This is a genomic window from Streptococcus suis (genome assembly GCF_002964575.1).
Lineage (GTDB): Bacteria > Bacillota > Bacilli > Lactobacillales > Streptococcaceae > Streptococcus > Streptococcus suis_R.
This window is the reverse complement of record NZ_POQQ01000089.1, coordinates 156,324-182,535: the sequence shown is the minus strand read 5'-3', so window position 1 is coordinate 182,535 and position 26,212 is coordinate 156,324. Positions and strand designations below refer to the sequence as shown.

The window sequence follows — 26,212 nt, the reverse complement described above, 5'->3', positions numbered from 1 at the left end:
ATGGAGTTAGAATCACCCAATCCTACTTCACTCTTGAAAACAGGAGAGTAGCTCTGCAATTTATCACCCCTCTTGCATGCTTTGCGCATTACAGAGTTGGCGACAGAGATTACACAAACTATTTAGCATGAGGTCGAAACAATTCCTAGTTTTTCCAGTCAAGGTTCCTCCTATGCAGAAAAGGGATATTATGAAATAAAAAATCCTAATGTTTTTATTCCTAATGTTTTTATTCCTAATGTTTTTATTCCTAATGTTACTACAAGTCAGACTTATCCAACAGAGGGGATTGTTCGGATAAACCAATGGGTAGGAGGTAATAATTAATGAAAGACTATCAGCCAGTTAAAACAGGTTGGGAACTTGAGAAATATAAGCAAGCCATAAGAGAAGGTAAAGAGGATGAAGTGTTTCTTGGTGATGGCGAATTTATGATTCGTCATCGAGAATCTTTCTTTGAAGGTATTACAGATATGGAGGTTTTGATAAGATACTGTTTGTTTCCTTTGTATGAAGAGGGAGATAGAGATATCGTTCGCCGCACAGAAAATATTCTAAAAGATTTTGTAGCAAGTGGTGAGATAAATAAATTGTATCAGGTCTCTCAATATTTTAAAATTCAGAAATGGTTATTAAGTAGCTACAATAACCTTCCTTTTATTATTGAACTTGAACAATTTGTTCCGATTTTTTTTGAAAAAGTTGTCAAGATGCCTTTGGAAACAGAATCGGTTCGATATGGAGCGGTTTGTGCTTGGATGAGTGAAACACCAGAATTTCTTGAGTATGACAAAACAACAATTGATAGGATTATGAATAAGCTTAAGGAATTAGCCAACAAACCCCAAGTAGTCCCATCTCTTGAAGAAATTTTTCCGATTGAACTTGATCCAACCAAAATTGATTCTATAGGAGTTATAGAAAATCATTTGGAAATGTTATTGCTAGATAGCAACAAATGGCGAAAACCACTAGAAAAACAACACCTCCTCAAACTCCAAGAAAAGCTGAACAACTACATTCACTTTATCGAAAGCAAGCAGTATGTGGACAGCTACGGGGATGACTTTACAGAAAAAGTTATCAACCTGACTTTTCAGTATGCCCCATCAGACAATGGTCTTGCTTTCCTTGTGCAAGTTCAAAAAGTATTACAGCCGACAGATATTTGCTTGAAGGTTGTTGTGCCAAAGTAGAGTTATTTCTACAAAATGAAGACTACATTTTCAGTATTTCTGGTACAATAGACTTATGAAAATAATCGTCACAACCAGTCTTCGAATGAACCATGACCTGATCTTACAGGCTAGGAAAATAGCAGAGCAGCTCAATCTAGACTATCAAGACCGTCGTAAGAGGTCAGTCCAGTCCATCCTAGCAGAAACAGAAGCTGACGCGGTGCTTGTGGTTTATCAGGACCAGCTAGTGTTGGAAGAAAAAAATGGACAACGCTTCTTTTTCCACCCTGACACAGCTATCTTGCGTATCAAGTCTGGAAGGGATCCGCTTTTGGAATTGCTAGGACCTGATAAACATACCGTCCTGGACTGTACCATGGGGCTGGCTTCTGATAGTATTGTCCTAGCTAGTGCGGGACATCAGGTGACAGCTTTGGAAAGTTCACAGCTTATTCATTTTATGGTGAGCCGAGGCCTGAAAGAGTTTGATAGTGGCAATGAAGCGGTTAATCAAGCCATGCGGTCTATTCAGACAATTTGGACAGATAGTTTGACATATTTGAAAGAGCAGTCCGATCAATCAGTTGATGTCATTTACCTGGATCCCATGTTTTCGCAGGATATAAAGGAATCTGATAATCTTAATGGTCTGAAACCTTTAGCCAATTATTCGGCCCTGTCTGAAGATTTTTTGAAAGAATGCAGGCGTGTGGCCAGAAGAAAAATCATTATCAAGGCTCATTTTAGAGATCAGGTATTTGAAAAATTTGGTTTTAGACGCCATGTCAGACCTAATCAAAAATTTCATTATGGAGAAATCATTTTGGAGGGAAACGATGAAAATTTTAGTAACCGGTTTTGATCCCTTTGGTGGTGAGGCTATCAATCCAGCTTTAGAAACCATCAAGGCCTTACCTCGTACCATAGCAGGCGCAGAGATTATGATTGTCGAAGTTCCGACTGTTTTTGATAAGGCTGCTCGTGTTTTGGAAGAGAAGATGACAGAATATCAACCCGATGCAGTGCTTTGCATTGGACAAGCAGGGGGACGTGTAGATTTGACACCCGAGCGCGTGGCCATCAACCAGGATGATGCTCGCATTCCTGACAATGAAGGTCAGCAGCCAATTGACAGAACCATCCGTCCAGATGGCCCAGCGGCCTATTTCTCTACCCTGCCTATCAAGGCCATGGTAGAAGCCATTCGTTCTGCTGGCATTCCAGCATCGGTTTCTAACACTGCAGGCACCTTTGTCTGCAACCATCTCATGTATCAGGCCCTATATCTGGCTGAAAGATCCTTTCCTAATACTAAGGCAGGCTTCCTCCATATCCCCTACCTTCCTGAGCAGGTCTTGGACAAGCCAGGTGTTCCGTCCATGTCCCTTGAGGTGATAGTCAAAGGGATAGAAGCGGCCATTTCAGCCATTGTAGCCTATGCGGACAAGGAAGACATCAAAACTGTTGGAGGGGCGACGCATTGATGGATGGAAAATGGCAAAGCAGACAGCGTGTTGAACAGATGGAAAAAATATTTAATTCCCAAATCCAGCTCATTTCAGACTTGCAATCCCTTCTAGAACAGGTCAAAACAAGCCAACCAGCTTATCTGGAATTGCTGGACTATTACCAAAGTTCGACCTTCTTAGAAGATGTGGATATGGCTGATAGAGGGGAATTCAAAAATCTACCTTGCGGTGTCTTGAGTGAAGATGGTGTCTATAATCTGCTTGTAGATAGAAAAGAATTAGTAGATAAGCTAAGAGAATGTGCGGCTTTATTGGACGTTTAATGCAATAATGAAAGTCTATGCTAGTTATAGACACAGTTATTTACATAACTTTTATTACGTAAACAAAAACTACCTTCATCTCCATGAGAGTAGTTTTTGTCTTTTCTAGCCATTTTCTGATATACTGGATAGGTATTAAAATTTAGAAAGGTTCTGTTTTGGGTCATTCCCAAACAGTAGCCAGTCTTCTGGCTAGAGGTATTAGTTTCATGTCTCAAACCCACATTAACGTTATCGGAGCTGGCTTGGCCGGTTCTGAAGCTGCTTATCAGATTGCAAAGCGTGGCATTCCTGTTAAACTCTACGAGATGCGTGGTGTCAAACCAACGCCCCAGCACAAGACCGACAAGTTTGCGGAGCTTGTTTGTTCCAACTCTTTCCGTGGTGATAGTTTGACCAACGCTGTCGGTCTGCTCAAGGAAGAGATGCGTCGCTTGGATTCCATCATCATGCGTGCTGGAGAGGCTCACCGTGTTCCTGCCGGTGGTGCTATGGCCATGGACCGTGAGAATTTCTCCCAAGCGGTCACAGATGAAATTCACAATCATCCACTGATTGAGGTCATTCGCGGGGAGATTACGGATATTCCTGAGGATGCTATTACAGTCATTGCGACGGGACCTTTGACGTCTGATGCCTTGGCAGAAAAAATTCACGCACTCAATGGTGGCGACGGTTTTTACTTCTACGATGCGGCAGCACCGATTGTCGATAGCTCGACCATTAACATGGACTTGGTTTATCTTAAGTCTCGTTATGACAAGGGTGAGGCTGCCTATCTCAATGCTCCGATGAACAAGGAACAGTTTACCGCTTTCTATGAGGCCTTGATTTCTGCTGAGGAAGCACCGCTCAACTCCTTTGAAAAAGAAAAATACTTTGAAGGCTGTATGCCCATTGAAGTCATGGCCAAACGTGGTATCAAAACCATGCTATATGGCCCAATGAAGCCAGTTGGTCTAGAATACCCAGAAGACTACAAGGGACCACGTGATGGCGAATACAAGACTCCTTACGCAGTTGTCCAGCTCCGTCAGGACAACGCAGCAGGTAGCCTTTACAATATTGTTGGCTTCCAGACTCATCTTAAGTGGGGTGAGCAGAAGCGGGTCTTCCAGATGATTCCAGGGCTTGAAAATGCTGAGTTTGTCCGCTACGGCGTTATGCACCGTAATTCCTACATGGATTCGCCAAACTTATTGGAACAGACCTTTGCGACCAAGAAAAATCCAAATCTGTTCTTTGCCGGTCAAATGACAGGAGTAGAAGGCTATGTCGAGTCTGCCGCCTCTGGCTTAGTGGCCGGTATCAATGCTGTTCGCCGTTTCCGTGGCGAAGATCCAGTTATCTTCCCACAGACCACAGCTATCGGAGCTCTGCCATTCTACATCACCCACACCGAAAGCAAGCACTTCCAGCCTATGAATGTCAACTTTGGCATTATCAAGGAGCTGGATGGGCCACGTATCCGCGACAAGAAGGAGCGTTATGAGGCAATAGCAGAGCGTTCCCTTAAGGACTTGGAAGAGTTTTTGGGCTACTAAGATATTTAGACTATCATCAGACACCTTCGGGTGTCTTTTGTGTTATACTGGGGTTAGAAAACCGAAGGAGAAACACGATGAATCACGATACTTGGAAGGGGATTATCTTGCAGAAGCAGGGCTTATTAGCCCCTCAGTCTGTCCAGCAAATCTGCCAAAATCTCAATGGTTTACAGGCTCAGTTTCAACCCTATGTTCATGTCGGATTTCGTAACCGTATGACAGCGGAGGATTTTCATGAGGGGAGCTGGCAGGAGGAGCTGACTCGTCAGTGGTCCATTCGGCGAACGGTTCATGCCTATCTCAAGTCGGAAATTCCTCTCTATATCCACGAGGGGCGGATGGCTAGTACCGACTATCTTCAAACCGTCGGTCGCGATGATTTTTCACCTCAAACCAAGCAGAAGTATCATCGGCTCATCCTAGAAGCCTTGGAACAAGCCCCTATGACCCGCGAGGAGCTGAAAATCCTCTGTCGTGCGGAAAAAATGACGCAGGTAGAGGAGAAGCAGGTTTTCAGCGCTTGGGGCGGCCTTTTTCGCTACATGGTCGAGCGTGGGGAAGTCTATCAGGAGTACGGTGCCAAACGTTTTCATCGCCTGACAGACTTTCAGCCACTTTCACGGGAAAAAGCAGAGCTGGAAATCGCACGGCGGTATTTTTCAGGTTTTGGTCCTGTCAGCTTAGCGGATGCCCGTTACTACTTCAAGGAAAATAAATCTACGGTGCTAGATTGGATGAAACAATTGGATTTGAAAACTATTGAAGTAGCAGGGGAAGAACGCTTCTATCTAGGAAAATTAGAAGAAGCAGAAGTGCCAAATTGCCTCTTCATTGCAGGTTTTGACCAACTTTTGCTAGGTTACGAAAAGAAAGCCAATCCCTTCTTTGATCCCAAGCATATTCGGCAGATTTATACGCTGACAGGCATTATCAAACCAGTTGTTTTCTACAAGGGACGACTGGTTGCGACCTGGCGACGTAATAAGGACAGGATTGAATTGGCTATTTTTGAAAATCTGACCAGTCGTGAACTGAAAGAACTGGAACGTTACCGTCGAGTCTACGAGGAACGCTTGAAAACTGAGCAAAAATTGTTCGGATAATCCGAAAAATGACGTAAAATAACTAAATTTTCTGAATATTTCAGAAAATCTATGGTATAATACTAAAAACACTGTTTAGAAAGAGATGTCTATGAACAAGTCCTACTTTTATTTGGATATGAAAACCCATGAATTGGAAGTGCCCTTTACTGCTAGAAAACGCCGTGTCCGTGTTTTATTGCCAAAAGGATATGAGGAAGATACGGATAAAACCTACCCTGTTGTCTATTTCCATGACGGGCAAAATGTCTTGTACAGTAAAGAAGCCTTTTCAGGGCATTCTTGGAAAGTCATTCCAACAATCAAGCGAAATCCTGATATTGCAAAGATGATTGTTGTGGCCATTGACAATGATGGTGCCGAACGTATGCACGAATACGCTGCATGGAAGTTTAGCGAGATGGGTATTCCTGGTGTTCAGTTTGGTGGTAAGGGTACGTTATATGCCGAATTTGTTATGGATGTGGTCAAACCTTTTATTGACAATACCTATCGCACCAAGTCTGACAAGAGCCACACAGCTATGATTGGCTCATCACTTGGTGGCAACATCACTCAGTTTATGGGATTGGCCTATCAGGACCAAATCGGATGTCTGGGAGTATTTTCATCAGCTAACTGGCTCCATCAAGAAGCCTTTGACCGTTACATTGAGCGACAAGTACTGGATAAGGACCAACGAGTTTATATCTACGTTGGAACAGAAGAAGCAGATGATACAGATAAAACGCTGATGGCAGGAAATATCAAGCAATCTTATATCAATTCCTCGCTAACTTACTACCGTCAATTGATAGCAGGTGGGGTTGATTTGGACAATATCGCCTTGGAAGTTGTTTCCGGTGCCGTCCACAACGAAGAAGCTTGGGCAGCTTCTTTGCCAGATTGCTTGCGCTTTTTAAGCGAAAAATGGTAATGTAAAGAATTAGTTAGGAGAATGAATATGCATGTAGAATTTTTAAGTCACTGGTCAGGTAATCTCGGTCGTGAAATGAATGTCAACCGTTATGGTCACGCGGGTATTCCTGTGGTTGTTTTTGCCTCATCAGGCGGTTCGTACAATGAATATGCGGATTTTGGTATGATTGAAGCCTGCCGTGGTTCTATTGAGGCTGGCAATGTCCAATTTTTCACTCTAACCAGTCATGATAAAGAAAGCTGGTTGGCGGATTGGAAATCCATCCATGACAAGGCAGAGGCTCACCGTGCCTATGAGCGTTATGTGATTGAAGAGGCTATTCCGTTTATCAAGCATAAGACTGGTTGGTTTGATGGTATGATGACGACTGGTTGCTCGATGGGAGCTTATCACGCGCTAAATTTCTTCCTCCAGCATCCAGATGTATTTACAAAAGTTATTGCACTATCCGGTGTTTACGACGCACGTTTCTTTAACAATAACCACGACTATGGGCATGATGATGCTGTTTATCAAAATTCACCAGCAGACTATATCTGGAACCAAAATGATGGTTGGTTTATCGACAAATACCGCCAAGCAGATATCATTGTCTGCACAGGCTTGGGCGATTGGGAACAAGATGGTTTAGACTCTTTCTACAATCTGAAACGTGCATTTGAAGAGAAAAATATCCCAGCTTGGTTTGATACTTGGGGCACCGATGTGGCTCACGACTGGGTATGGTGGAGAAAGCAAATGCCATTCTTCCTTCACTCCATCGGACTATAAAAAATTAGAAAGGACTGCCTATGAATTATCTCGTTATTTCCCCTTTTTATCCAGAAAATTTCCAACCATTTACCATTGAATTGGCTAAAAAAGAAGGTGTTACTGTTCTAGGTATTGGACAAGAACCCTATGAACAATTGCCTGAAGAACTCCGCAATGCTTTGACAGAATATTTCCGTGTGGAAGATTTGGAAAATATCGATGAAGTCAAGCGTGCAGCGGCTTTCTTGATTTACAAACATGGTCCAATTGACCGTGTAGAATCCCACAATGAGCATTGGTTGGAAAATGATGCGGCCCTCCGTGAACAATTTAATATCTTTGGAGCCAAACCCAAACACCTGAAAAAGACTAAATTTAAGTCTGAAATGAAAAAGTATTTCAAAAAAGCAGGAGTTCCAGTCGTTCCTGGTGTTGTTGTCAAAACAGAACGTGACTTTGGTAGAGCTTTGAAGAATGTTGGTTTTCCAATGATTGCTAAGCCAGACAATGGTGTCGGTGCATCTGGGACTTTCAAAATCGAGAATAAGGAAGATTTTGATCGGTTTATTGAAAACTGGGATAGAACCACTGTCTATTTCTTTGAAAAATTCGTCAATTCAAGTATTATCACTACTTATGATGGTTTGTTAGACCATGACGGCAATGTTATTTTTGAAACAGGCTTGACCTATACTCACACACCGTTTGAGTTGATGCAAACCAAGAAGGACAATGCCTACTTTATCGAGAAAGAGCTGGATCCTAAGTTGGTGGAATATGGCAGAGCTATTATCAAGGCATTTGGTATGAGAGAACGTTTCTTCCATATTGAATTTTTCAAGGAAGGTGATGACTATATTGCCATCGAATATAATAACCGCATGGCAGGTGGTTTCACAGTTGAAGCCTATAACTACGCCCATTCCATTGATCTTTTCCGTGATTATGCCAATGTTGCAACAGGTGGTACAGTTGAGGAACGTAGATTTGAACCACAATACTGCTTGGTAGCAACTCGTCGTGATACAACTGACTATGTTCACTCTGCAGATGACATTCATCAGAAATTCGCTGGTAAGATTAAAACCGTCAAACGCATGCCAGATGCCTTTGCAGAATTGCAAGGAAATGATGCCTACCTCCTTGTGACAGAGAGCAAGGAAGAGTTGGATGAAATGATTGCCTACATTGGTTTAACAAAATAGAATAGATTGAAAGATGCCAGAAATGGTGTCTTTTTTCTTGCTTACAATCTTGTAAGTTTTTTAATCAGAATTGTAAGAGAGCACAGGAGGAATATTTTCTATAATAGACTCATAAGAAACAGAAAGAAGGAAAAAATATGTCATTCAAATTTTTACAAGCCAAGAAAATGTTTGATAAATCACAAGAAAGCAACCATTTAGAAGAGCAAGAAAAACAAGCTGAATTTTTATTTGAACTGGAACATGAATTGTTGCACCGCAACTGGATGTATTAGGAGGAGATTATTTTGAAAACTTACAATGCTTATCAACTGAAACTGGCTATGGCTGGCTTGATGGTTCTGGATCATCTGGATATCATTCCAGGTTTTATCCCAAATCAACTTGGCATGGTCTTTCACATGATGACTCGCTGTGTCGCAGTCTTCTTTGCCTACATGGTGGTTGAAGGCTATCTTCATACGAGAAATGTCAAAAACTATCTTTTGCGACTATATGGTGCAGCAGGGCTGATGGCCACTGGAAATGTTTTGATAAACAGTCTTTACCAATCAAAAGATATTTACATCGGTAACAATATCTTTTTGACATTAGCTGTTGGTCTAACCATGTTGGTTTGTCTTAGAAATTTTGCTGAACATAGTAGAAAGCAACAAATCGTTCAAATCCTATCGGTTGGACTGCTGACTATCTTAGGTGCCTTTTTAACAGAAGGCGGCACTGTGGTCTTGCCCTTCATCCTCATTACATATATGGGACGCAAATCATTAGTTAAACGCAACATCGCTTATGGAATATTGGCCCTATTGTTACTATTTTTGTCCTATCAGCCTTATGAAAGCATTGGAATGACCATCCAGATGATGCTCTACAATGCTGACTGGTTATTTATCTTGGTCTTGCCAATTCTAAGTCTTTATAATGGACAAGCAGGGCCCCGCACAGCATTTTCACGCTATTTCTTTTACATTTTCTATCCGCTGCACTTGTGGCTACTGGCAACCATTGCCTACTTTATCTAACCTTACAATCTTGTAAGTTTTCAGGTCAAAACTGTAAGAGAAGGCAGATAGAATATTTTCTATAATAGACTCATAAGAAACAGAAAGAAGGAAATCACATGTCATTCAAATTTTTACAAGCCAAGCAAATGGAAGAAAAGGTATTCTCAGAAAAGGAAAAAGCTGAACTCTTGGAACAAGCAGAATTTTTAGAGGAGCTAGCACTTGATTTGCAAACGATGCGATTTATGGCATACTAGAGGGAGGAAACTATGAAAAAGAAAGTATTTGGCTTGCTGGCTTTGGGCAGTATAATGCTAACCGCTTGTTCTTCCTCTTCAGCAGGCCTTAGCTTTGATGAGGGCTATCAAACTTTCCATTACAAGGGAAAAGACTATGCCGTTAGCAAACAGGAAGTTGCCGAGGATAATATTCAAGAAGTAGAAGTCAAGTTTCTGGAGTGGCCCCTTGTCAAAGAAGAAGGGACAGTGAAAAAGACAGTATCCCTGAATAATCTCTATGTAACCACTAGCAATGACTGGGCCATCGGTGTCCAGGATGGTTATTATCAGGTGGATTTAGAAGATAATATTGCTGAATCAGACCGAATCGACTATCAAGCATTACTTGATACAGTTGATTTATCCAAAGAAAACAATTAGGAGTTTGTATGTTATTAGAAATCAATCATTTAGAAAAAGTTTACCGCACGCGCTTTTCAAAAGAGGAAACTCGTGCCTTGCAAGATGTGGATTTTAAGGTAGAGGAGGGCGAGTTTATCGCTATTATGGGGGAAAGTGGTTCTGGTAAGACGACTTTGCTCAACATTCTAGCAACCTTGGACAAGCCGACTAGGGGCTCTGTTATCTTAAACAATCAAGACATCACCAAAATCAAGGAAAGCAAGCTGGCAGATTTCCGTTTGCGTAACCTTGGCTTTGTCTTCCAAGATTTTAATCTCTTGGACACCCTGTCCATCCAAGACAATATCTTTTTACCTCTGGTATTGGCCCGTACCAGCCATGAGGAAATGGAAAAACGGTTGAAAGTTTTGGCGCCAAAACTGCGGATTCAAGATTTACTGAAAAAACGTCCTTTTGAACTGTCTGGTGGACAAAAGCAGCGCGTGGCCATTGCCCGTAGTTTGATTACCCAGCCACAGATTGTCCTAGCAGATGAGCCGACGGCTGCCCTAGATTACCGCAATTCGGAAGACTTGCTGAATTTGTTTGAAGACATTAACCTAGACGGACAAACCATTCTCATGGTGACCCACTCAGCCAACGCAGCCAGCCATGCCAAACGGGTTCTTTTTATCAAGGATGGTCGGATTTTCCACCAACTGTACAAGGCAGGCAAGAGCAATCAGGACTTTGCCAAGGAGATTTCGCTCAATATGTCTGCACTTTTAGGGGGTGAGTAGATGTTTTACCTCAAACTTGCTGGACAAAATATCCGAAAATCCATGGGTGTGTTTGCTCCTTTTGTTTTAGCCAGTCTGGTCCTCTTTACCTTGATTTGTTCTATGTTCTTGCTCATGCTCAGTCCAGTCATGAAAACCATGGGAACAGGTGCCGTGTCTATCGGGCTGGGTGTCGTTGTATTGACCATTTTCTCGCTGATTATGGAAATATATAGTTTTAATTTCCTTATGCAACAACGGACTAGAGAGTTCGGTCTCTACAATATGCTGGGGATGAACAAGAAGAAGGTGGCCTTGGTTGCTAGTATTGAATTGTTTTTCATCTTCCTCTTGGTCATTGTGCTGGGATCTGCATTAGCTGGTGTGTTTGCCAATGTTCTCTACTTGATTTTTGTGAATTTGACCAGTTATGGCGATCTTCACTTTAGCATTTCTCCTCTGGCATTTGTGCTCACTGCTTTTCTCTTTGCGGGTATCTTCTTTATCTTGGAATTGCTGGCTATTCGGACTATTGGCAAGACCAGTCCACTGATTTTGTTCCGAGCTAGTGAAAAAGGGGAGAAGGAGCCACGTGGGAATCTTCTCTTGGCTGCTCTTGGTGTCCTTAGCCTAGGTGTTGGCTACTACCTGTCACTTTCTTCTCGATCTGCAGGAGTTGGCGTCCTCTATCGTTTCTTTATCGCTGTTCTCTTTGTCATTGCGGGGACCTACTTGTTCTACATCAGCTTTATGACTTGGTATTTGAAGGCTCGGCGGAAAAACAAAGGCTATTTTTACACGCCAGAGCATTTCATTACCACATCGCAGATGATTTTTCGGATGAAGCAACACGCAACAGGCTTGGCCAATATCACGCTACTTGCGGTCATGGCCTTTGTCACCATTGCTACAACGACCTCCCTCTATACAGGCATGGCCAATATGACCAGTGGACTTTATCCAAAGGAAACATCCATTACCTATCCTGTTGCGGATAGGAGTCAGGGTGAAAGTGCTTATCAGCAATCGGTGCTCAGCCATTTTCCAGAAAAAGCCAATGACAGCTTATCTTATCTGACCTATCAAGCTGGTCTAGTCTATGACGGTGGGAAGGAGATTGTCATCAGTCCAGAAACCATTGCCAATCCAGACTTTAGCAAGATGGCCGTTACCTACTTCATCACCCAAGATGATTTCAGGAAGTTGGGCAATGACTTGCCAGAGCTGGCTGCCAATCAAGTTGCCTTTATGCGTCCGAGTGAAATGCCGTCGTTAGAGAAAGTCACTTTGGGAGATAGTACTTTCGAGAATGTAGTTAATCTAGATACAGCTATTTTCCCTGATATTACTAATACGCTCAATGCAGCTGTTATGGTGGTTAGTGATGATAGTGTTCTGGAAACCATTCGCAGTTACTATGAAGCAAATAATCCGCAAGGCTATCAGGTTAGTCTTGACTACCGTGTCTTTACCGACTTGACCAATGAAGAAGTGCTCTCTCTTGGGAAGCAGTCTGGGGATATGTATCATATTCTGGATGAAAATGGAGAATATCTTGGAAATGTTATGCAACGCACGGATTTCAACAATATGCTCATGGGCTTCACAGGTGGATTCCTCTTTACAGGCTTCTTGTTGGGCATTAGTTTCTTGCTGGGTGCTGCCTTGATTATCTACTACAAGCAGTATTCGGAAGGTCATGAGGATAAGAAATCCTACAAGATTTTACAGGAAGTGGGCATGAGCCAGCAGGCTGTCAAGAAAACCATCAACTCTCAAACGCTTTTGGTCTTCTTCATGCCACTAGCTATGGCAACCCTGCACTTTGTCGTTGCCCTAGTTATGCTCAAACAAATGTTGATGATGTTCGGTGTGGTTTCTTCCAGCATGATTTACACGGTTAGTGGAATTACATTGTTGGCAGTTGCACTAATCTACTTTGTCATTTACAAGTGGACCAGCCGAACCTATTATCGCATTATTGAACGATAGCAGAATTCTCGCTTATGCGGGATTTCTTGCTTTTTTAGGGAAGTGGTGTTACAATGGTAATACCAAAGGAATACTAGAAGAGGTGAGAAAATGGCAGCTATTACATTGAAAGTTTCTGAGCAGGATAAGCTCTTAATGCAGGCTATGGCAAAGTTTGAAGGTGTCAGTTTGTCAGAACTCATTCGGACTAAAACCCTTGAAGCTCTTGAGGACGAATACGATGCCCGCGTGGCAGACATAGCCTGGGCAGAATACCAAGAAGACTTGGCAAACGGCATTGAGCCGATTAGCTGGGAGGAAATGTTGGAAGAGTTGGGATTGACGAATGAAGACTTGTTATAAACTCGTACCAACCAGTCGTTTTATTAAACAGTTGAAAAAGCTGGATAAATTTACTCAAAAGCAGATTACCAACTACCTGTCCAGTCATGTGACTGACAACCCCAGACAATACGGAAAAGCCTTAACTGCCAATCGTTCTGGCCAATGGCGCTATCGTATCGGAAATTACAGGGTGATCGTCAGTATTGAAGATGATAAATTGATTTTGACAAGTCTAAAAATGAGAAACGGAAGTATATAGAAAGCCAAGACCTGTGTCCTGGCTTTTGCAGAATGAAGAAGATGAAAAAAGAGAAGATTTATATTGTTGAAGATGATGAGATAATCGTCCAACTCTTGAAGCAGCATTTGGGAAAATCTTATCAGGTAGAAAGTGTGCAGAATTTCCGAGCTGTCAGTCAGGAAGTTGCTGAAATCAAACCAGACTTGGTACTGATGGACATTAGCCTACCCTATTACAACGGTTTTTACTGGACAACGGAAATCCGTAAAACCATGACTATGCCCATTATCTTTATCTCTTCTAGCGATGATGAGATGAATGCAGTCATGGCTATGAACATGGGTGGCGATGATTTTGTTTCCAAGCCTTTTTCTCTAGGGATTTTGGATGCCAAAATCGGTGCCTTCCTGCGTCGGGTCAATCAATTCAGCAAATCAACTGACTTGTCTATCGATCAATTCCAGCTTAGTCTGGACGGGCGTTTTTCAAGCGAATCGGAACAGGTTCAGCTTTCACCTACTGAAACCAAAATTTTATCCACCTTACTAGAACGACAAGGGCAGATTGTCAGTAAGGAAGAACTCTTGGAAAAACTCTGGGAAAATGAAGAATTTATCGATCAGAATACGCTCAATGTCAACATGACCCGTCTGCGTAAGAAGGTGAGTGAGGTTGGTTTTGACCGTATTCATACTGTTCGTGGCGTGGGGTACCTGGTCAAATGATAGCAAAATTTATCCGAGAATACCGTAGTTTTTATTTCGCCTATCTGGTCTTGGCTGGTAGTTTTATCTTGCTCTTTTTACTTTACAAACTGCCCACCGAATTCCTGCAAAACGCTCTGCTATTGTCCCTAACCCTCTTAATCCTTCTGACTGCAGGGCTTTTCTGGAAGTTTCGCAACCGCATGAGAGCCTTGGAAGACTATGTCCATGAAGAAGCTTTGCCCCTGCTGAATAAGCCTGTGGACCTTGCCTATCTCAACTTGATTGAGGCGGAGAAGGAGGCGACGCGGGAGCAGCTCTTGGATTATAAGTCACGGGAAGAGGACCTGCAAGCTATGGTCAAAATGTGGTCCCACCAGATGAAAGTGCCTCTGGCTGCCCTGTCTTTAATGAGCCAGACTGACAATCTCAATCAGAAAGATGTCGATCATCAGCTCTTGCGCTTGGATAATTACATGGCCAATCTCCTCAACTACCTCAAGCTGACCAATCATGCCAGTGATTTTCGTTTTGAGCAGGTGGAAGTAAGAGAAGTGGTGGTGGATTTGGTCAAAAAATACCGCAATCAGTTCTTGCAAAAGGATATTTCAGTGACCATCGATGGAAATTGGCTACTGAAAACCGACAGAAAATGGCTCAGTTTTGCCTTGTCACAGATTATTGACAATGCCCTCAAGTACAATAAGACTGGTGGTAAGGTGGCCATTGAATTGAATGAGGGAATTTCCATTTCCGATACGGGAATTGGCATTTTGGCAGAAGACATTCCACGCCTGTTTGATGAGGGATTTACAGGTTTTAATGGCCGTGAACACCAAAAAGCGACAGGTTTTGGGCTTTATTTGACAAAGCGTATTCTAAGTCAATTAGATTTAGGCATTACAGTGGAAAGCCGAGTAGACGTCGGCACCACTGTAACCATCACCAAAGTACAGTAGAAGCTGTACTTTTTCCTTTTGAAAGCGTTTTGATTTTGTGATATACTGAAACTACTAGAAAATCAGGAGGTTACTATGTCACACCATCATGTTTTGCAAAACGGATCGGATATTCGTGGAATTGCTATCGCTACAGATGAATATGCTGTCAATCTCACTCCACAGGCTACCAAGGAAGTGGTTCGCGGACTTGTTCATTGGCTAACTCAGAAGCCAGAACTGGCGCAGGCCTATCAGGAAGGACAGCTCAAGATTGGTATCGGTCGAGATAGCCGCCTCAGCGGTCCAGACCTGGTTGCCGCCTTCACAGAAGAAGCGGTGCGTTTGGGCGTTCAGCTGTTCGACTTCGGTATGGCCACTACGCCAGCCCTCTTCATGAGCACCCAGTATCCGCAGTTCAAGTGCCACGCTAGTGTCATGATCACTGCTAGCCACCTGCCTTATTACTTCAACGGCATTAAGATTTTTTCGGAAAATGGCGGAGCAGAGCACGAAGATATTGACTTCATCCTCTCGCATAGTGAAGACTTGCCAGCTTCATCCCTTGGAAGTGTGACCACCGCAGACCTGATTACGCCTTATGCCCAAGACTTAGTTGGCAAAATTCGTACCGCTTGTGGCGAACAAGAAAAACCACTGACAGGTCTCAATATCATCGTCGATGCTGGAAATGGTGCAGGAGGATTCTTTGCTGAGAAAGTGTTGGCAGAGCTAGGAGCAGATACCACAGGCTCACAATTCCTAGACCCAGACGGAACTTTTCCAAATCACGTTCCAAACCCTGATAACAAGGAAGCTATGGAAAGCATTCGTCAGGCTGTCTTGAAGCAAGGTGCAGATCTTGGTATTATCTTTGATACCGATGTTGACCGTGCAGCACTAGTGACCAAGTCCGGTCAAATACTCAATCGTAACAACCTGATTGCCGTGCTTAGCCAGATTATCCTAGCTGAACATCCAGGAACCAGCATTGTGACTAATTCCCCAACGACTGAACACCTTAAGGTCTTTATAGAAAGTCTGGGAGGCAAACAAATTCGCTATATTTCAGGCTATCGTAATGTCATCAACCGTGCCATTTTAGCAAACCAAGAGGGAGTTGATTGCCAGTTGGCTATCGAAACTTCTGGACATGCCGCCTTTAAAGAGAATTACTTCCTCGATGACGGGACCTATGTGGCGGCTAAGATTCTCATGCTCTTACCCAAGCTACAAGCGGAAGGCAAGTCCTTGGACGACTTGATTGCCCAGCTCAAGCAACCACTTGAAACCCAAGAAGTGCGGTTCAAGCTGGAAGCTACAAACTATCGAGCACTTGGTGAACAAGTCATTGCTGATCTCAGAAATACCAACCTCGAAGGCTTTGCTTTTAACCCAGAAAACGAAGAAGGAGTGCGATTTGACCTGACTGAGCCTTATGGTGACGGCTGGCTCTTGCTCCGTATGAGCCTCCACGAGCCACTCTTGGTCTTGCAGGTGGAAAACGACCAGACCGGACACATACCTGCCGTTTTACGAACACTCTCAGCCTTTTTGGACCAGTACCCAGCAGTCAATCAGGAAAAATTGAAGGAATTAATTTAGATTTAAGAGAAAAAGGGGTAAGTTTTCACTTACTCCTTGATTTGTTTACATAATTTATATTACGCAAAGTTATAATTTATCCAGAGCATTTTTTTGCTCATCGTTGACGATATGGGTATAGAGGTCAGTGACTTGGGTATTGGCATGGCCCAGTTGGTGACTGACCAGAACTTGCGACTTGGTGGCGTCGTAGAGCCGTGTTGCCAAGGTATGACGGAGTTTGTGGGGGGTTACGCGTATCTTGAAGTCCGCAGAATACTTAGCCACCATTTTCTCAATGGAAGAAGCGTCGATGCGGTTAGGCAGACCACGGTACTCAGACAGGAAAAAGGCCGTATCCGTTTTTTCAGCCTTATAGCGTTGCTGGCGAATGCCCATGTAGGCTTCTAAGTAAGGCTTAGCAAACCCAGCCACATTGACCGAGTCACGCTTGCCACCTTTACGCGTTACCTCAATCATCATCATCTTGAGGTTGACATCACGGAGGTCCAGATTGACCGCCTCAGACAGACGAACACCAGATGCCAAGAGAAGTGCCAAAATCGCCAAGTCCCGTTCCTTGTTTTTTTGGAAGGAGGAGAGGGCACGTTTGGACAGCTTAACCTGGTATTCCTTGTCCACATAGTCCAAAAACTCCATCGTTTCATCGCCCAAAAAGAGTTTCTGCTTGATATTCTCCGCCCGAGCCGCCAAAGTTTCCTTCTTCTTCTTGGTGGACACCTTCTTCATGACATTGCGGTAGAAGTAGGGCTCGCCCTGCTCGTTTTCCACTTCTTCGGTTAAATACTTGAAGAGACTAGAAAGTGCCGACAGGGTACGGTTAATGGTGGTCTGCGACACACCATTCTGCGTGGTATTAGCGTTCAGTAAGGGACGCTCCCGCAGATAAAGAATGAAAGCTTCCATATCTTTTTTTGTCAAATGTTCCAGAATATCCAAGGGAATGTCAGCAATCCGTTCCACAGATACCAAATCCGAATCCTGTAACCATTCAAAAAAACGACGGTATTCTTTCAAGTATTCATACAAAGTTGTAAAACTGTAAGGCACAGACAACTTGGACTGATAATATTCCAAAACATACCAAGGCATGATTTCTTTTAGCTGTTCAATTTTTTCCAATAATAATTCGCGTCTCATCATTTTCTCCTGATTTTAGCTATATGAGTAGTATAGCATAATCTTATTTAAGTTTCAAGAAAATTATAGTTTTTCGGAAAGATGTACGTGGGGAAATTAGTTAATAAACTAAAAATTTCAAATTTCAGTATTTCTTGATAAATCTACATAATTTTACGGAAAACTAAAAATTTTGAATTCCAGATTTTTTTGAAAAATCTACATTTGAAAATTTTTAAAATCAATTTTTGGGGACTTTTTAAACTATTTTTTCTATATAAAAAGCAAGTCAAATTTGACCTGCTTTATTTTTTAAATTGAATAAAATGCTCTCTTTTTCTTCTTAATCCTTTACAAATTGAGCATGTTTCTCTATTTCTTTCTTCATACAATATTCTTTTATTGATTGGAAACATATATCTATGTTCTTCATTATTTTTACAGATTCACCACACTTTTATCTTCGAGCGTTTTGTCAATGTTTTTGGATCTGCAAGTAAGATGTTGTTTAAATAATCCCATTCTTTTAAAAGCTTATGTTGATAATGTTTCGATGTTATCTGTTCCATAGACATTTTTACTGAGACGAATTTTAAAATTGCCAAGCTCACTATCTAAATTATCAAAAATATCTTCAAAATCCATATTATCCTCCAATTTTATTCAGCTAATTCCTCTAGATTTACATCTAGATACCTTGCAATTTTAACCGCAGTTTTAAACGGCATATCTACTTGTTCAGCTTCCCACCTAGCGACAGTTCTACTTGTTGCTCCAATGGTTTTTCCCAGCTCAACCTGGGTCACTCCTTTTGCTTTAAGCAATTCCTTTAGTTTCATTTTTATTCTCCTGTTCTTTATCCTCTCAATTTATTTATTCGAAAAAGAAATGAAGAAATGTAAAGTTCATTAACTGAATTCTATTATACCACAAATCATGAGATGCAATCTTTACGCATAATGTAAGTATTTTAAAAAGTCACTACTATTGAGTGACTTTTTAATACATTGATTTAATATTTATCAAATAAAAATTATTCTAATTTCAAATTCTAGTGTACAAAGAATTATTTTGCAAACTATTCAACACTTCCTTGCTTTTAAGTCCGTAGTAATTTGCTTGCTTTTGGCTTTTGTCAATCAATTTTCTAAATGAACCAAAAATTTCTCTAAAATTATATTGGTTATCAATAGCATCCATCATATATTTCACTATAATAATCGGCAGAGCAATGCGGTTTGAATAAACACCTTCTTTTAGCTCGTATAAGAGTTCCTTCCATTCCTCACGAAGCATTGGTGTCGTGTGCATCTTAAGATCAATAATATTAGAATTGTGAGCGCACATATTCCTTAATAAGTTTAAACATTTCAACCAAGAAAGTAACTCAGCATCACTGCAATCATATTGTTTAGCTATTTGTCTAATATTATTTGTTGACATTAATTCGATAAGGTTGATTATCTGACCGAATGTCATTAGGTTAATAGCCAACCAAATTGGAGGATATTTCATATTGTCAATTTTCAATTTTTCCTTGATTTCTGGAGAAGTTGTTCTTTTCAATTCAGCTTTTAGCTGCTTTTTAAATTTATCTTCTCGATATTTTAGGTAATGCTTGCAGTACTCTTTTTTGTTGCACCACTGTGAGAAATTTAAATATCCATATGGCCCTAATCTTCTATAACCTAAAACAAACGCTACTTGGGTTTTTAAAGCTACCTCAATGTCTTCGAGAGCATTCAATAGATGGAGACGTAATCGTTTATCTTGATAATATCTAACAGTAATTTTTTTGAATGGAGTATTTTGATAATTTATTTGGCGTACACCATCAACTGTCACAATTTTTGAAAAAGGTCTAGCAAATTCCTTTAATTTATAGTAAGAGATTATTGATAACTTTTGCTCAGCTTTTTTCTTGTCCTGTTCTCCAGAAAACAGCATACCTCTTGATTCTAATAAAGCAACTTGCTCCTCAAAACTCTTATGTGAAAAACTACTCATCTGAACACTCCTTAAATAAAAAAACCACCCATCAGAACATGTCTGTGCAATTGAAGCAAGGGCGGCCATTGATATCTCATACTAAGTATATAGTATATTTAGATAGACGTCAAGTACTTTAGTGATTTTTTTTACGAATAAAAATTTATTTAAAATGACACATTACCGTCTTCAAAAAATGTACAATTGAGCCTATTACCTCACCGCCATTTTCGATATTATTTTGCACAATTGAATTTCCAACCAAACTACGTTCTCCTCATCCAATACTGTACTTTATCAGTGTCTAAAATAAAGTACATTTTTCAATCTATGTACTTTATGCTTCTATCCCAGTATTATCAAGGGTTTAGACCATGTACGGTCAATTGTTCATAAATTTTTAGTTTTTCATCTAAACCCACATATGCTATAATACAAACAAATACGAAAGGATGTTTTATGCTAGATTTTGTTCCTGTCAGTCCTGATAATTGGCGAGTTCCGTTATCTGTTTCTCCTGACCAAGCTGAGTTTGTCGCCGATAAGGTAACAACCTTGGCACGTGCCTTTGCTTATAGAATGTTTGATAGCCAGGCTTATTTGATTTACCAGCAAGATTGTCCTGTTGGTCTAGTTTTATACCATGATTTCCCTGAACGACAAGCCTATCTCATCTCTGAATTCTTCATTGATGCCGACTTCCAGCAACAAGGTTTGGGTCGTCAGGCTATGACACAGTTGCTGGAAAAATTCTGCTCAGAAAGAAAATTTTCAGCTGTTCAGCTCTGCATTTTATCCCAAAACAGCCCAGCCAGAACCTTGTATCAATCACTTGGCTTTGTTGAAACGGGCGAATATGATGAAGATGAAATTGTATTGCGATTAGAATTCTAAAAAAAGTTTACACAATATAAATTATGTAAATATAATTAGCTTCTTTGACTGAGCTGCAGGATTAAATCCATAGCTGTTTTTCGATTTCGGAAATAAAGTTTTATTCCACTGGACTTCAAGCGTTTGGTAAAGGCACTTTGACTAAGCTTCATCTTCTCGGCAATTGGCTTTTGCTTAAATTCTTCCTGATAGATTTTATTGCTGATTAAGAATTCAAACAAGTCTGTTTGTGAACTATTCCAAGTAGCTTTGATAAAATCACTTGAAGTAAGTAAAGGATTGATAACACGGTCGATTTGCTTGTATTCAGAAGAAAAAGCAACTAGGCTACTACCATAATCATCCTTATCTTGAATGACCTTTATCGCTTTTTGCGCTTCCCAATAAGCAGGTCCATCCACTCCAATGCTTTGTTTGGGGTCGATGGCTGTCAAAATTTCCCCCAGACCAATTCCAAATTTAATTTCTAGCTGATCACGAAAGGCCAGTTGAATTTGGTCAATCATCAAAAAAATATACGGGTTTGGCTTGCATAGAGCTTGAAACTCATCTCCCTTTGTAAGGGTAAATGGCGATGCTAAGTTCTGGGAAAAAGAATAATTGATACTATTCAGCTGCTGTTTTAGACCTTCTATAGTATTTGAACGCTGAGAAACCTGTTTTGAATGGATAATATTTCCTATTATTGCGATATAATTCATGACTTGTCCTTTGTTTATCGTTATTTTTTCTATTGTAACGGACATCACGGAAAATGTCCAGTATAAGGGATTTCTTTAAAACTTTCCTTTATAACGGAAATTTAAAATGCAAAATAGCGCTCTTTTCTACCATCCTACTCCTATTTTCTATTGCTACAACTTAACCACTTCGAACAAAAAAGTAAAAAGAAGAGATTATTTTCTCTTCTTTTTGGCTTTCTTGATTTTATTGGCTTGGCGTTTCATGGCTTGTTTCATAGCAAACTCACCAATTTTACCTTTCAAACCGCCTCCAAACATTTGGGACATATCTGGCATACCAGCTCCTCCCATCAGTTGGCTCATATCAGGCATTCCTGCACCGCCCATCATGTCTTCAAGAGCAGACATATCCATACCATTCATATTTGGCATATTCTTTGGAAGATTATTTGGGTTGATACCCATTTGCTTCATCATCTTGCTCATATCACCAGACATGACGCCTTGCATCATTGTTTTGGCTTGGTTGAAATCTTTGATAAATTTATTAACTTCGACAAAGCTATTTCCAGAACCGTTAGCAATACGACGACGACGGCTAGGTGTTAACAAGTCAGGATTTTCACGTTCAGCTGGTGTCATAGAGGATACGATAGCTCGTTTTCGTGCAATTTCACGCTCGTCAACTTTCAAGTTGGCAAGGGCTGGGTTACCAGCCATACCTGGAATCATCTTCAGCAGGTCTTCCATTGGTCCCATATTTTGAACTTGGTCCAGCTGATCGATGAAATCGTTGAAATCAAAGGTATTCTCACGCATTTTTTCAGCGAGTTCTAATGATTTCTTCTCATCATATTCCTTGCTCGCCTTCTCAATCAAGGTCAGCATGTCACCCATACCTAAGATACGAGAAGACATACGGTCTGGGTGGAAGGTTTCAATATCTGTGATTTTTTCACCAGTACCGGTGAATTTGATTGGCTGACCAGTGATGTGGCGGACAGACAAAGCAGCACCACCACGTGTATCGCCGTCAATCTTGGTCAAAATCACACCAGTAATAGCCAGTTGATCATTGAACTCACGCGCAACGTTGGCAGCTTCCTGACCAATCATGGCATCGACAACCAAGAGAATTTCATTTGGTTGGGCAAAGTCTTTGATTTCTCTTAATTCAGCCATAAGGGCTTGGTCAATTTGTAAACGACCGGCCGTATCAATCAAGACATAGTCATTGTGGTTGGCTTTGGCTTGTTCTAAACCTTGGCGTACAATCTCCAGGGCAGGGACTTGATTACCCAACTCGAATACAGGTACATCAATTTGTTGACCAAGGGTTTTCAACTGGTCAATGGCAGCTGGACGATAAATATCGGCCGCAATCAAGAGAGGACGAGCATTCTCTTCCTGCTTGAGTTTGTTGGCCAGCTTACCTGTGAAAGTCGTTTTACCAGCCCCCTGCAAACCAGCCATCATAATGATAGTTGGAATTTTTGGTGACTTGATAATGTCAGACGTTTCAGACCCCAATACAGCCGTCAATTCTTCATCAACGATTTTAATAATTTGTTGAGCAGGGTTCAGGGTTTCAATCACTTCGTGACCAATGGCACGTTCACGTACTTTTTTAATGAAATCTTTGACAACTGGCAGAGCAACGTCGGCTTCTAGTAAGGCCAGACGGATTTCCTTGGTTGCTTCTTGGATATCACTCTCAGAAATTTTCCCCTTACGACGTAGGTTTTTAAAAACACTCTGCAAACGTTCTGTTAAGCTTTCAAAAGCCATATACTTCTCCTCTTACTCTCTATTATCAATGCTGGTTAAAATGGCGATTTTCTCCTTCAAATAAGCATCTTCTGGATACTTAGTGAGTATTTCATCGAAAATCTGACTACGCACTACATAGTCAGAATACATATGCAGCTTCATCTCATAATCTTCCAGCAATTTTTCTGTTCGTTTAATGTTATCATAGACCGCCTGACGGCTAACTTGAAATTCCTCAGCAATCTCAGCCAAGCTATAATCATCTGCATAATACAGCTCAATGTAGTTCATTTGCTTATCTGTCAGCAAGGCTGCATAGAATTCAAACAAGGCATTCATTCGGTTGGTTTTTTCAATTTCCATAAGCTTTATTATATCAAAAATTCTGTCTTAAATAAATAGAAACATCTGCTTCCGTATCTAGAAAACAGACGTTGTTTACATAATTTATATTATGTCATAAAATAGAGCATAGAGCTACTAATTATTCTCCAGATAAAACTCGAACCGTTCACCAACATACTGGCTATTGACATACTCAAAGGCTTGACCGTCTTCCAGATAAGAAACCTGTCTTAAAGCTAGAATAGCTTGATTTTTCGAAATTTCTAAATATTTGGCAACCTTTTCATTAGCCAGTCGGGCAAAAATGGTTTGTTTACTTGTTCCGATCCGATAGCCATTATCGATAAGGGTTTTGAAGAAATGGTTGGTTACATCTTCCTTGGGAACGTTCTTAATCAAGCGTTCCGGAATGCTGGCTACCTCATAGACCACAGGGACATTATCAGCATAGCGAACCCGCTCCATCCGAATAACGTATTCCCCCTTACCTAAAGCAAGTTGCTCAACTTCTTTCTCATTTGGTTTGGTACGAGTATAAGACAACAACTGACTGCTCGGCATTTTCCCTTGGAGTTGTACCAATTCAGTAAAAGAGGTTGTTCCACGCATCTTTTCTTGGACCCGTGTGCTGGCTACATAGGTGCCAGACCCCACCTTACGTTGAAGTACCCCTTCTTCGACCAGCAGGGTAATGCCCTGGCGCAAGGTCATACGCGAAACGCCAAACTCATCAGCCAAATCGCGTTCACTGGGTAAGCGTTGTCCAACTGCCCAAACTCCCTTGTCAATCTGTTCTTTTAATTTATCATGAATGGTAATATATGCTGCTTTCATCTGACTAGCCTTTCTTACTCCTAGTTTATCAAAATATCCGAAATTTGACCAATCTAGACCGATTTTTATCTGCAAAAACTTTCTAGACAAACAATCATCTGAATTTCCCTATAACAAAATCAGTAAAAAACAGAAAAAAACGAACGCTGTTTTTTCAAAAATCCGCCATAGTTTGCAAAACAGATATTTAACAAATATAGTTTGGAAAATGTTCGTTTTTATGATAAAATAAGTAACAGTATTTGAATTATTTTCAAAACGAAAGGGAAAAACATGACAAAACAAGATGTCCAAAAAATTATTGTATTGGATTATGGTAGCCAGTACAATCAGCTCATCTCACGTCGCATTCGTGAGTTTGGTGTCTTTTCTGAATTGAAAAATCACAAGATTACTGCTGAAGAAGTTCGTGCCATCAATCCGATTGGTATCGTTCTCTCTGGTGGTCCAAACTCTGTCTACGCTGAAAATGCCATTGATATTGACCCAGAAATCTTCGAATTGGGTATTCCAATTCTAGGAATCTGCTACGGTATGCAGTTGATTACGCATAAGCTAGGTGGTAAGGTTGTGCCTGCTGGGGAAGCTGGGAACCGTGAGTACGGTCAGTCAACGCTTCAACTCAAGGCTGAGTCAACCCTGTTTGCTGGAACACCGCAAGAACAGCTTGTTCTCATGAGCCACGGTGATGCAGTAACTGAAATTCCTGCTGATTTCCACCTAGTTGGTCTTTCCGCGGACTGTCCTTTTGCTGCTATTGAAAACACTGAACGCCGTATCTACGGTATCCAGTTCCACCCAGAAGTTCGTCATTCGGTATATGGCAATGACATTTTGAAAAACTTTGCTTTTGGTATCTGTGGAGCTAAGGGCGACTGGACCATGGAAAACTTCATTGAAACTGAAATCGAAAAAATCCGCCAAACAGTTGGCGACAAGAAAGTCTTGCTTGGTTTGTCAGGCGGTGTAGATTCATCAGTTGTTGGTGTCCTTCTTCAACGTGCTATCGGCGATCAATTGACCTGTATCTTCGTTGACCACGGTCTTCTACGTAAGAATGAAGGCGATCAAGTTATGGAGATGTTGGGCGGCAAGTTCGGCCTCAATATCATTCGCGTTGATGCAGCTAAGCGTTTCTTAGACCTACTTGCTGGCGTATCTGACCCTGAAAAGAAACGTAAAATCATCGGTAATGAATTTGTTTACGTCTTCGACGATGAAGCGAGCAAGTTGACGGATGTTGAATTCCTAGCTCAAGGAACGCTTTATACTGATATCATCGAGTCTGGTACCGACACGGCTGAGACCATCAAATCTCACCACAACGTTGGCGGTCTTCCTGAAGATATGCAGTTTAAGTTGATTGAACCGCTCAACACTCTCTTCAAAGATGAGGTACGCGCTTTGGGTACTGCTCTTGGGATGCCTGAGGAAGTTGTATGGCGTCAGCCATTCCCAGGACCAGGTCTTGCTATTCGTGTCATGGGTGAAATCACAGAAGAAAAACTCCAAACTGTTCGTGAATCTGACGCTATCTTGCGTGAGGAAATTGCAAAAGCAGGTCTTGACCGCGATGTGTGGCAATATTTCACTGTCAATACTGGCGTTCGCTCTGTAGGTGTCATGGGTGACGGTCGGACCTACGACTACACAATCGCTATCCGTGCTATCACTTCTGTCGATGGAATGACTGCTGATTTCGCAAAACTACCATGGGAAGTCCTACAAAAAATCTCTGTCCGCATCGTAAACGAAGTCGACCACGTCAACCGCATCGTCTATGACATCACCAGCAAACCACCAGCAACAGTTGAGTGGGAGTAAAACAGTCTGGGGATAGACTGTTTTACCCGGCGCCTAAAAATAAAAGAGCG

Annotated in this window: 29 protein-coding genes; 22 read left to right on the top strand and 7 right to left on the bottom strand. The window is 41.4% G+C overall.

What is annotated here, in order from left to right:
• Window positions 1-326 precede the first annotated feature (326 nt).
• The 20 genes from ifs (at window position 327) to C1E58_RS11735 (ending at window position 16,704) form a co-directional block, all read left to right on the top strand.
• Window positions 327-1,196 (top strand): NAD glycohydrolase toxin immunity factor, encoded by an 870-nt coding sequence (ifs, locus tag C1E58_RS11825; RefSeq protein WP_105210468.1) that lies wholly within the window; start codon window positions 327-329, stop codon window positions 1,194-1,196.
• 55 nt (window positions 1,197-1,251) lie between these two features.
• Entirely contained in the window at window positions 1,252-2,040 is a 789-nt protein-coding gene (locus tag C1E58_RS11820) for a class I SAM-dependent methyltransferase (RefSeq protein ID WP_105210467.1), read from the top strand.
• Complete coding sequence (pcp, locus tag C1E58_RS11815) at window positions 2,015-2,662, top strand: pyroglutamyl-peptidase I (RefSeq protein ID WP_105210466.1); 648 nt, start codon at window positions 2,015-2,017, stop codon at window positions 2,660-2,662. Before C1E58_RS11820 ends, pcp begins: the two co-directional genes overlap by 26 nt.
• The gene (locus tag C1E58_RS11810) at window positions 2,662-2,970 is read left to right on the top strand and encodes a DUF4298 domain-containing protein (RefSeq protein WP_105210465.1); all 309 of its coding nucleotides are present in this window, start codon (window positions 2,662-2,664) and stop codon (window positions 2,968-2,970) included. Before pcp ends, C1E58_RS11810 begins: the two co-directional genes overlap by 1 nt.
• A 209-nt stretch (window positions 2,971-3,179) precedes the next feature.
• Complete coding sequence (gene trmFO / locus C1E58_RS11805) at window positions 3,180-4,514, top strand: methylenetetrahydrofolate--tRNA-(uracil(54)-C(5))-methyltransferase (FADH(2)-oxidizing) TrmFO (protein WP_105210475.1); 1,335 nt, start codon at window positions 3,180-3,182, stop codon at window positions 4,512-4,514.
• A gap of 77 nt (window positions 4,515-4,591) precedes the next feature.
• Window positions 4,592-5,620, top strand: coding sequence for a DNA glycosylase AlkZ-like family protein (locus C1E58_RS11800; protein WP_105210464.1), 1,029 nt, complete (start codon window positions 4,592-4,594; stop codon window positions 5,618-5,620).
• A 91-nt stretch (window positions 5,621-5,711) separates the two neighbouring features.
• Complete coding sequence (locus C1E58_RS11795) at window positions 5,712-6,536, top strand: alpha/beta hydrolase (protein WP_105210463.1); 825 nt, start codon at window positions 5,712-5,714, stop codon at window positions 6,534-6,536.
• Window positions 6,537-6,563: 27 nt separating this feature from the next.
• Window positions 6,564-7,310 carry an esterase family protein gene (locus tag C1E58_RS11790; RefSeq protein WP_105210462.1) on the top strand — a complete coding sequence of 249 codons (747 nt, stop codon included), beginning with the start codon at window positions 6,564-6,566 and terminating at the stop codon, window positions 7,308-7,310.
• A 20-nt stretch (window positions 7,311-7,330) separates the two neighbouring features.
• Window positions 7,331-8,497 (top strand): ATP-grasp domain-containing protein, encoded by a 1,167-nt coding sequence (locus C1E58_RS11785; RefSeq protein ID WP_105210461.1) that lies wholly within the window; start codon window positions 7,331-7,333, stop codon window positions 8,495-8,497.
• Window positions 8,498-8,634: 137 nt separating this feature from the next.
• Complete coding sequence (locus C1E58_RS12245; protein ID WP_014637918.1) at window positions 8,635-8,772, top strand: hypothetical protein; 138 nt, start codon at window positions 8,635-8,637, stop codon at window positions 8,770-8,772.
• Window positions 8,773-8,784: 12 nt separating this feature from the next.
• Complete coding sequence (locus tag C1E58_RS11780; protein WP_105210460.1) at window positions 8,785-9,519, top strand: TraX family protein; 735 nt, start codon at window positions 8,785-8,787, stop codon at window positions 9,517-9,519.
• A 98-nt stretch (window positions 9,520-9,617) separates the two neighbouring features.
• Window positions 9,618-9,758: a hypothetical protein gene (locus C1E58_RS12240; protein ID WP_105210459.1), complete on the top strand. Its 141-nt coding sequence runs from the start codon at window positions 9,618-9,620 to the stop codon at window positions 9,756-9,758.
• A 12-nt stretch (window positions 9,759-9,770) separates the two neighbouring features.
• Window positions 9,771-10,160 (top strand): NisI/SpaI family lantibiotic immunity lipoprotein, encoded by a 390-nt coding sequence (locus C1E58_RS11770; protein WP_105210458.1) that lies wholly within the window; start codon window positions 9,771-9,773, stop codon window positions 10,158-10,160.
• An 8-nt stretch (window positions 10,161-10,168) separates the two neighbouring features.
• Window positions 10,169-10,921 carry an ABC transporter ATP-binding protein gene (locus C1E58_RS11765; protein WP_024407069.1) on the top strand — a complete coding sequence of 251 codons (753 nt, stop codon included), beginning with the start codon at window positions 10,169-10,171 and terminating at the stop codon, window positions 10,919-10,921.
• Entirely contained in the window at window positions 10,922-12,892 is a 1,971-nt protein-coding gene (locus C1E58_RS11760) for an FtsX-like permease family protein (RefSeq protein WP_105210457.1), read from the top strand. It abuts the gene before it with no gap.
• 90 nt (window positions 12,893-12,982) lie between these two features.
• Window positions 12,983-13,234 carry a type II toxin-antitoxin system RelB family antitoxin gene (relB, locus tag C1E58_RS11755; RefSeq protein ID WP_105210456.1) on the top strand — a complete coding sequence of 84 codons (252 nt, stop codon included), beginning with the start codon at window positions 12,983-12,985 and terminating at the stop codon, window positions 13,232-13,234.
• Window positions 13,218-13,475: a type II toxin-antitoxin system RelE family toxin gene (locus C1E58_RS11750; protein ID WP_024397534.1), complete on the top strand. Its 258-nt coding sequence runs from the start codon at window positions 13,218-13,220 to the stop codon at window positions 13,473-13,475. The genes relB and C1E58_RS11750 overlap by 17 nt, the downstream gene beginning before the upstream one ends.
• Window positions 13,476-13,516: 41 nt before the next feature.
• Window positions 13,517-14,182 carry a DNA-binding response regulator gene (locus C1E58_RS11745; protein WP_105210455.1) on the top strand — a complete coding sequence of 222 codons (666 nt, stop codon included), beginning with the start codon at window positions 13,517-13,519 and terminating at the stop codon, window positions 14,180-14,182.
• Entirely contained in the window at window positions 14,179-15,120 is a 942-nt protein-coding gene (locus tag C1E58_RS11740; RefSeq protein ID WP_105114731.1) for a sensor histidine kinase, read from the top strand. The genes C1E58_RS11745 and C1E58_RS11740 overlap by 4 nt, the downstream gene beginning before the upstream one ends.
• Before the next feature lie 75 nt (window positions 15,121-15,195).
• Window positions 15,196-16,704 carry a phosphomannomutase/phosphoglucomutase gene (locus C1E58_RS11735; RefSeq protein ID WP_105114732.1) on the top strand — a complete coding sequence of 503 codons (1,509 nt, stop codon included), beginning with the start codon at window positions 15,196-15,198 and terminating at the stop codon, window positions 16,702-16,704.
• A gap of 69 nt (window positions 16,705-16,773) precedes the next feature.
• Here C1E58_RS11735 and xerS read toward each other — a convergent pair whose 3' ends face one another.
• From xerS to C1E58_RS11715, 3 genes are all read right to left on the bottom strand, one after another.
• Complete coding sequence (gene xerS, locus C1E58_RS11730) at window positions 16,774-17,844, bottom strand: tyrosine recombinase XerS (protein ID WP_105114733.1); 1,071 nt, start codon at window positions 17,842-17,844, stop codon at window positions 16,774-16,776.
• A gap of 638 nt (window positions 17,845-18,482) precedes the next feature.
• The gene (locus tag C1E58_RS11720) at window positions 18,483-18,662 is read right to left on the bottom strand and encodes a helix-turn-helix transcriptional regulator (protein WP_105210454.1); all 180 of its coding nucleotides are present in this window, start codon (window positions 18,660-18,662) and stop codon (window positions 18,483-18,485) included.
• Window positions 18,663-18,867: 205 nt separating this feature from the next.
• Window positions 18,868-19,830, bottom strand: coding sequence for an Abi family protein (locus C1E58_RS11715; RefSeq protein ID WP_193441748.1), 963 nt, complete (start codon window positions 19,828-19,830; stop codon window positions 18,868-18,870).
• Window positions 19,831-20,271: 441 nt separating this feature from the next.
• Between C1E58_RS11715 and C1E58_RS11710 the strand changes: the two genes are divergently transcribed.
• Window positions 20,272-20,706, top strand: coding sequence for a GNAT family N-acetyltransferase (locus C1E58_RS11710; protein WP_105125613.1), 435 nt, complete (start codon window positions 20,272-20,274; stop codon window positions 20,704-20,706).
• Window positions 20,707-20,741: 35 nt separating this feature from the next.
• On the opposite strand, the gene C1E58_RS11705 is transcribed toward C1E58_RS11710, so the two are convergent.
• From C1E58_RS11705 to C1E58_RS11690, 4 genes are all read right to left on the bottom strand, one after another.
• Window positions 20,742-21,407 (bottom strand): SatD family protein, encoded by a 666-nt coding sequence (locus C1E58_RS11705; protein WP_105125612.1) that lies wholly within the window; start codon window positions 21,405-21,407, stop codon window positions 20,742-20,744.
• Between the two features lie 195 nt (window positions 21,408-21,602).
• Window positions 21,603-23,177, bottom strand: coding sequence for a signal recognition particle protein (gene ffh, locus C1E58_RS11700; protein ID WP_105210453.1), 1,575 nt, complete (start codon window positions 23,175-23,177; stop codon window positions 21,603-21,605).
• Window positions 23,178-23,189: 12 nt separating this feature from the next.
• Window positions 23,190-23,522 (bottom strand): putative DNA-binding protein, encoded by a 333-nt coding sequence (locus C1E58_RS11695; protein ID WP_024378637.1) that lies wholly within the window; start codon window positions 23,520-23,522, stop codon window positions 23,190-23,192.
• Window positions 23,523-23,639: 117 nt separating this feature from the next.
• Window positions 23,640-24,338, bottom strand: a complete 699-nt coding sequence (locus tag C1E58_RS11690; protein ID WP_105114737.1) for a GntR family transcriptional regulator — start codon at window positions 24,336-24,338, stop codon at window positions 23,640-23,642.
• A gap of 273 nt (window positions 24,339-24,611) precedes the next feature.
• Here C1E58_RS11690 and guaA point away from each other — a divergent pair, with 273 nt between their 5' ends.
• A complete protein-coding gene (gene guaA, locus C1E58_RS11685; protein ID WP_105210452.1) occupies window positions 24,612-26,162 on the top strand; it encodes a glutamine-hydrolyzing GMP synthase in 1,551 nt (516 codons plus the stop codon).
• Window positions 26,163-26,212: the final 50 nt, after the last annotated feature.

Coding starts and splice junctions, on each gene's coding strand:
- C1E58_RS11710 (WP_105125613.1), top strand. CDS start 20,272: ATGCTAGATTTTGTTCCTGTCAGTCCTGATAATTGGCGAGTTCCGTTA.
- C1E58_RS11740 (WP_105114731.1), top strand. CDS start 14,179: ATGATAGCAAAATTTATCCGAGAATACCGTAGTTTTTATTTCGCCTAT.
- ffh (WP_105210453.1), bottom strand. CDS start 23,177: ATGGCTTTTGAAAGCTTAACAGAACGTTTGCAGAGTGTTTTTAAAAAC.
- C1E58_RS11695 (WP_024378637.1), bottom strand. CDS start 23,522: ATGGAAATTGAAAAAACCAACCGAATGAATGCCTTGTTTGAATTCTAT.
- C1E58_RS11745 (WP_105210455.1), top strand. CDS start 13,517: ATGAAAAAAGAGAAGATTTATATTGTTGAAGATGATGAGATAATCGTC.
- C1E58_RS11715 (WP_193441748.1), bottom strand. CDS start 19,830: ATGAGTAGTTTTTCACATAAGAGTTTTGAGGAGCAAGTTGCTTTATTA.
- C1E58_RS11770 (WP_105210458.1), top strand. CDS start 9,771: ATGAAAAAGAAAGTATTTGGCTTGCTGGCTTTGGGCAGTATAATGCTA.
- C1E58_RS11765 (WP_024407069.1), top strand. CDS start 10,169: ATGTTATTAGAAATCAATCATTTAGAAAAAGTTTACCGCACGCGCTTT.
- C1E58_RS11720 (WP_105210454.1), bottom strand. CDS start 18,662: ATGAAACTAAAGGAATTGCTTAAAGCAAAAGGAGTGACCCAGGTTGAG.
- C1E58_RS11795 (WP_105210463.1), top strand. CDS start 5,712: ATGAACAAGTCCTACTTTTATTTGGATATGAAAACCCATGAATTGGAA.
- relB (WP_105210456.1), top strand. CDS start 12,983: ATGGCAGCTATTACATTGAAAGTTTCTGAGCAGGATAAGCTCTTAATG.
- ifs (WP_105210468.1), top strand. CDS start 327: ATGAAAGACTATCAGCCAGTTAAAACAGGTTGGGAACTTGAGAAATAT.
- trmFO (WP_105210475.1), top strand. CDS start 3,180: ATGTCTCAAACCCACATTAACGTTATCGGAGCTGGCTTGGCCGGTTCT.
- C1E58_RS11735 (WP_105114732.1), top strand. CDS start 15,196: ATGTCACACCATCATGTTTTGCAAAACGGATCGGATATTCGTGGAATT.
- C1E58_RS11800 (WP_105210464.1), top strand. CDS start 4,592: ATGAATCACGATACTTGGAAGGGGATTATCTTGCAGAAGCAGGGCTTA.
- C1E58_RS12240 (WP_105210459.1), top strand. CDS start 9,618: ATGTCATTCAAATTTTTACAAGCCAAGCAAATGGAAGAAAAGGTATTC.
- C1E58_RS12245 (WP_014637918.1), top strand. CDS start 8,635: ATGTCATTCAAATTTTTACAAGCCAAGAAAATGTTTGATAAATCACAA.
- C1E58_RS11750 (WP_024397534.1), top strand. CDS start 13,218: ATGAAGACTTGTTATAAACTCGTACCAACCAGTCGTTTTATTAAACAG.
- xerS (WP_105114733.1), bottom strand. CDS start 17,844: ATGAGACGCGAATTATTATTGGAAAAAATTGAACAGCTAAAAGAAATC.
- C1E58_RS11785 (WP_105210461.1), top strand. CDS start 7,331: ATGAATTATCTCGTTATTTCCCCTTTTTATCCAGAAAATTTCCAACCA.
- C1E58_RS11810 (WP_105210465.1), top strand. CDS start 2,662: ATGGATGGAAAATGGCAAAGCAGACAGCGTGTTGAACAGATGGAAAAA.
- C1E58_RS11705 (WP_105125612.1), bottom strand. CDS start 21,407: ATGAATTATATCGCAATAATAGGAAATATTATCCATTCAAAACAGGTT.
- guaA (WP_105210452.1), top strand. CDS start 24,612: ATGACAAAACAAGATGTCCAAAAAATTATTGTATTGGATTATGGTAGC.
- C1E58_RS11760 (WP_105210457.1), top strand. CDS start 10,922: ATGTTTTACCTCAAACTTGCTGGACAAAATATCCGAAAATCCATGGGT.
- C1E58_RS11690 (WP_105114737.1), bottom strand. CDS start 24,338: ATGAAAGCAGCATATATTACCATTCATGATAAATTAAAAGAACAGATT.
- C1E58_RS11820 (WP_105210467.1), top strand. CDS start 1,252: ATGAAAATAATCGTCACAACCAGTCTTCGAATGAACCATGACCTGATC.
- C1E58_RS11790 (WP_105210462.1), top strand. CDS start 6,564: ATGCATGTAGAATTTTTAAGTCACTGGTCAGGTAATCTCGGTCGTGAA.
- pcp (WP_105210466.1), top strand. CDS start 2,015: ATGAAAATTTTAGTAACCGGTTTTGATCCCTTTGGTGGTGAGGCTATC.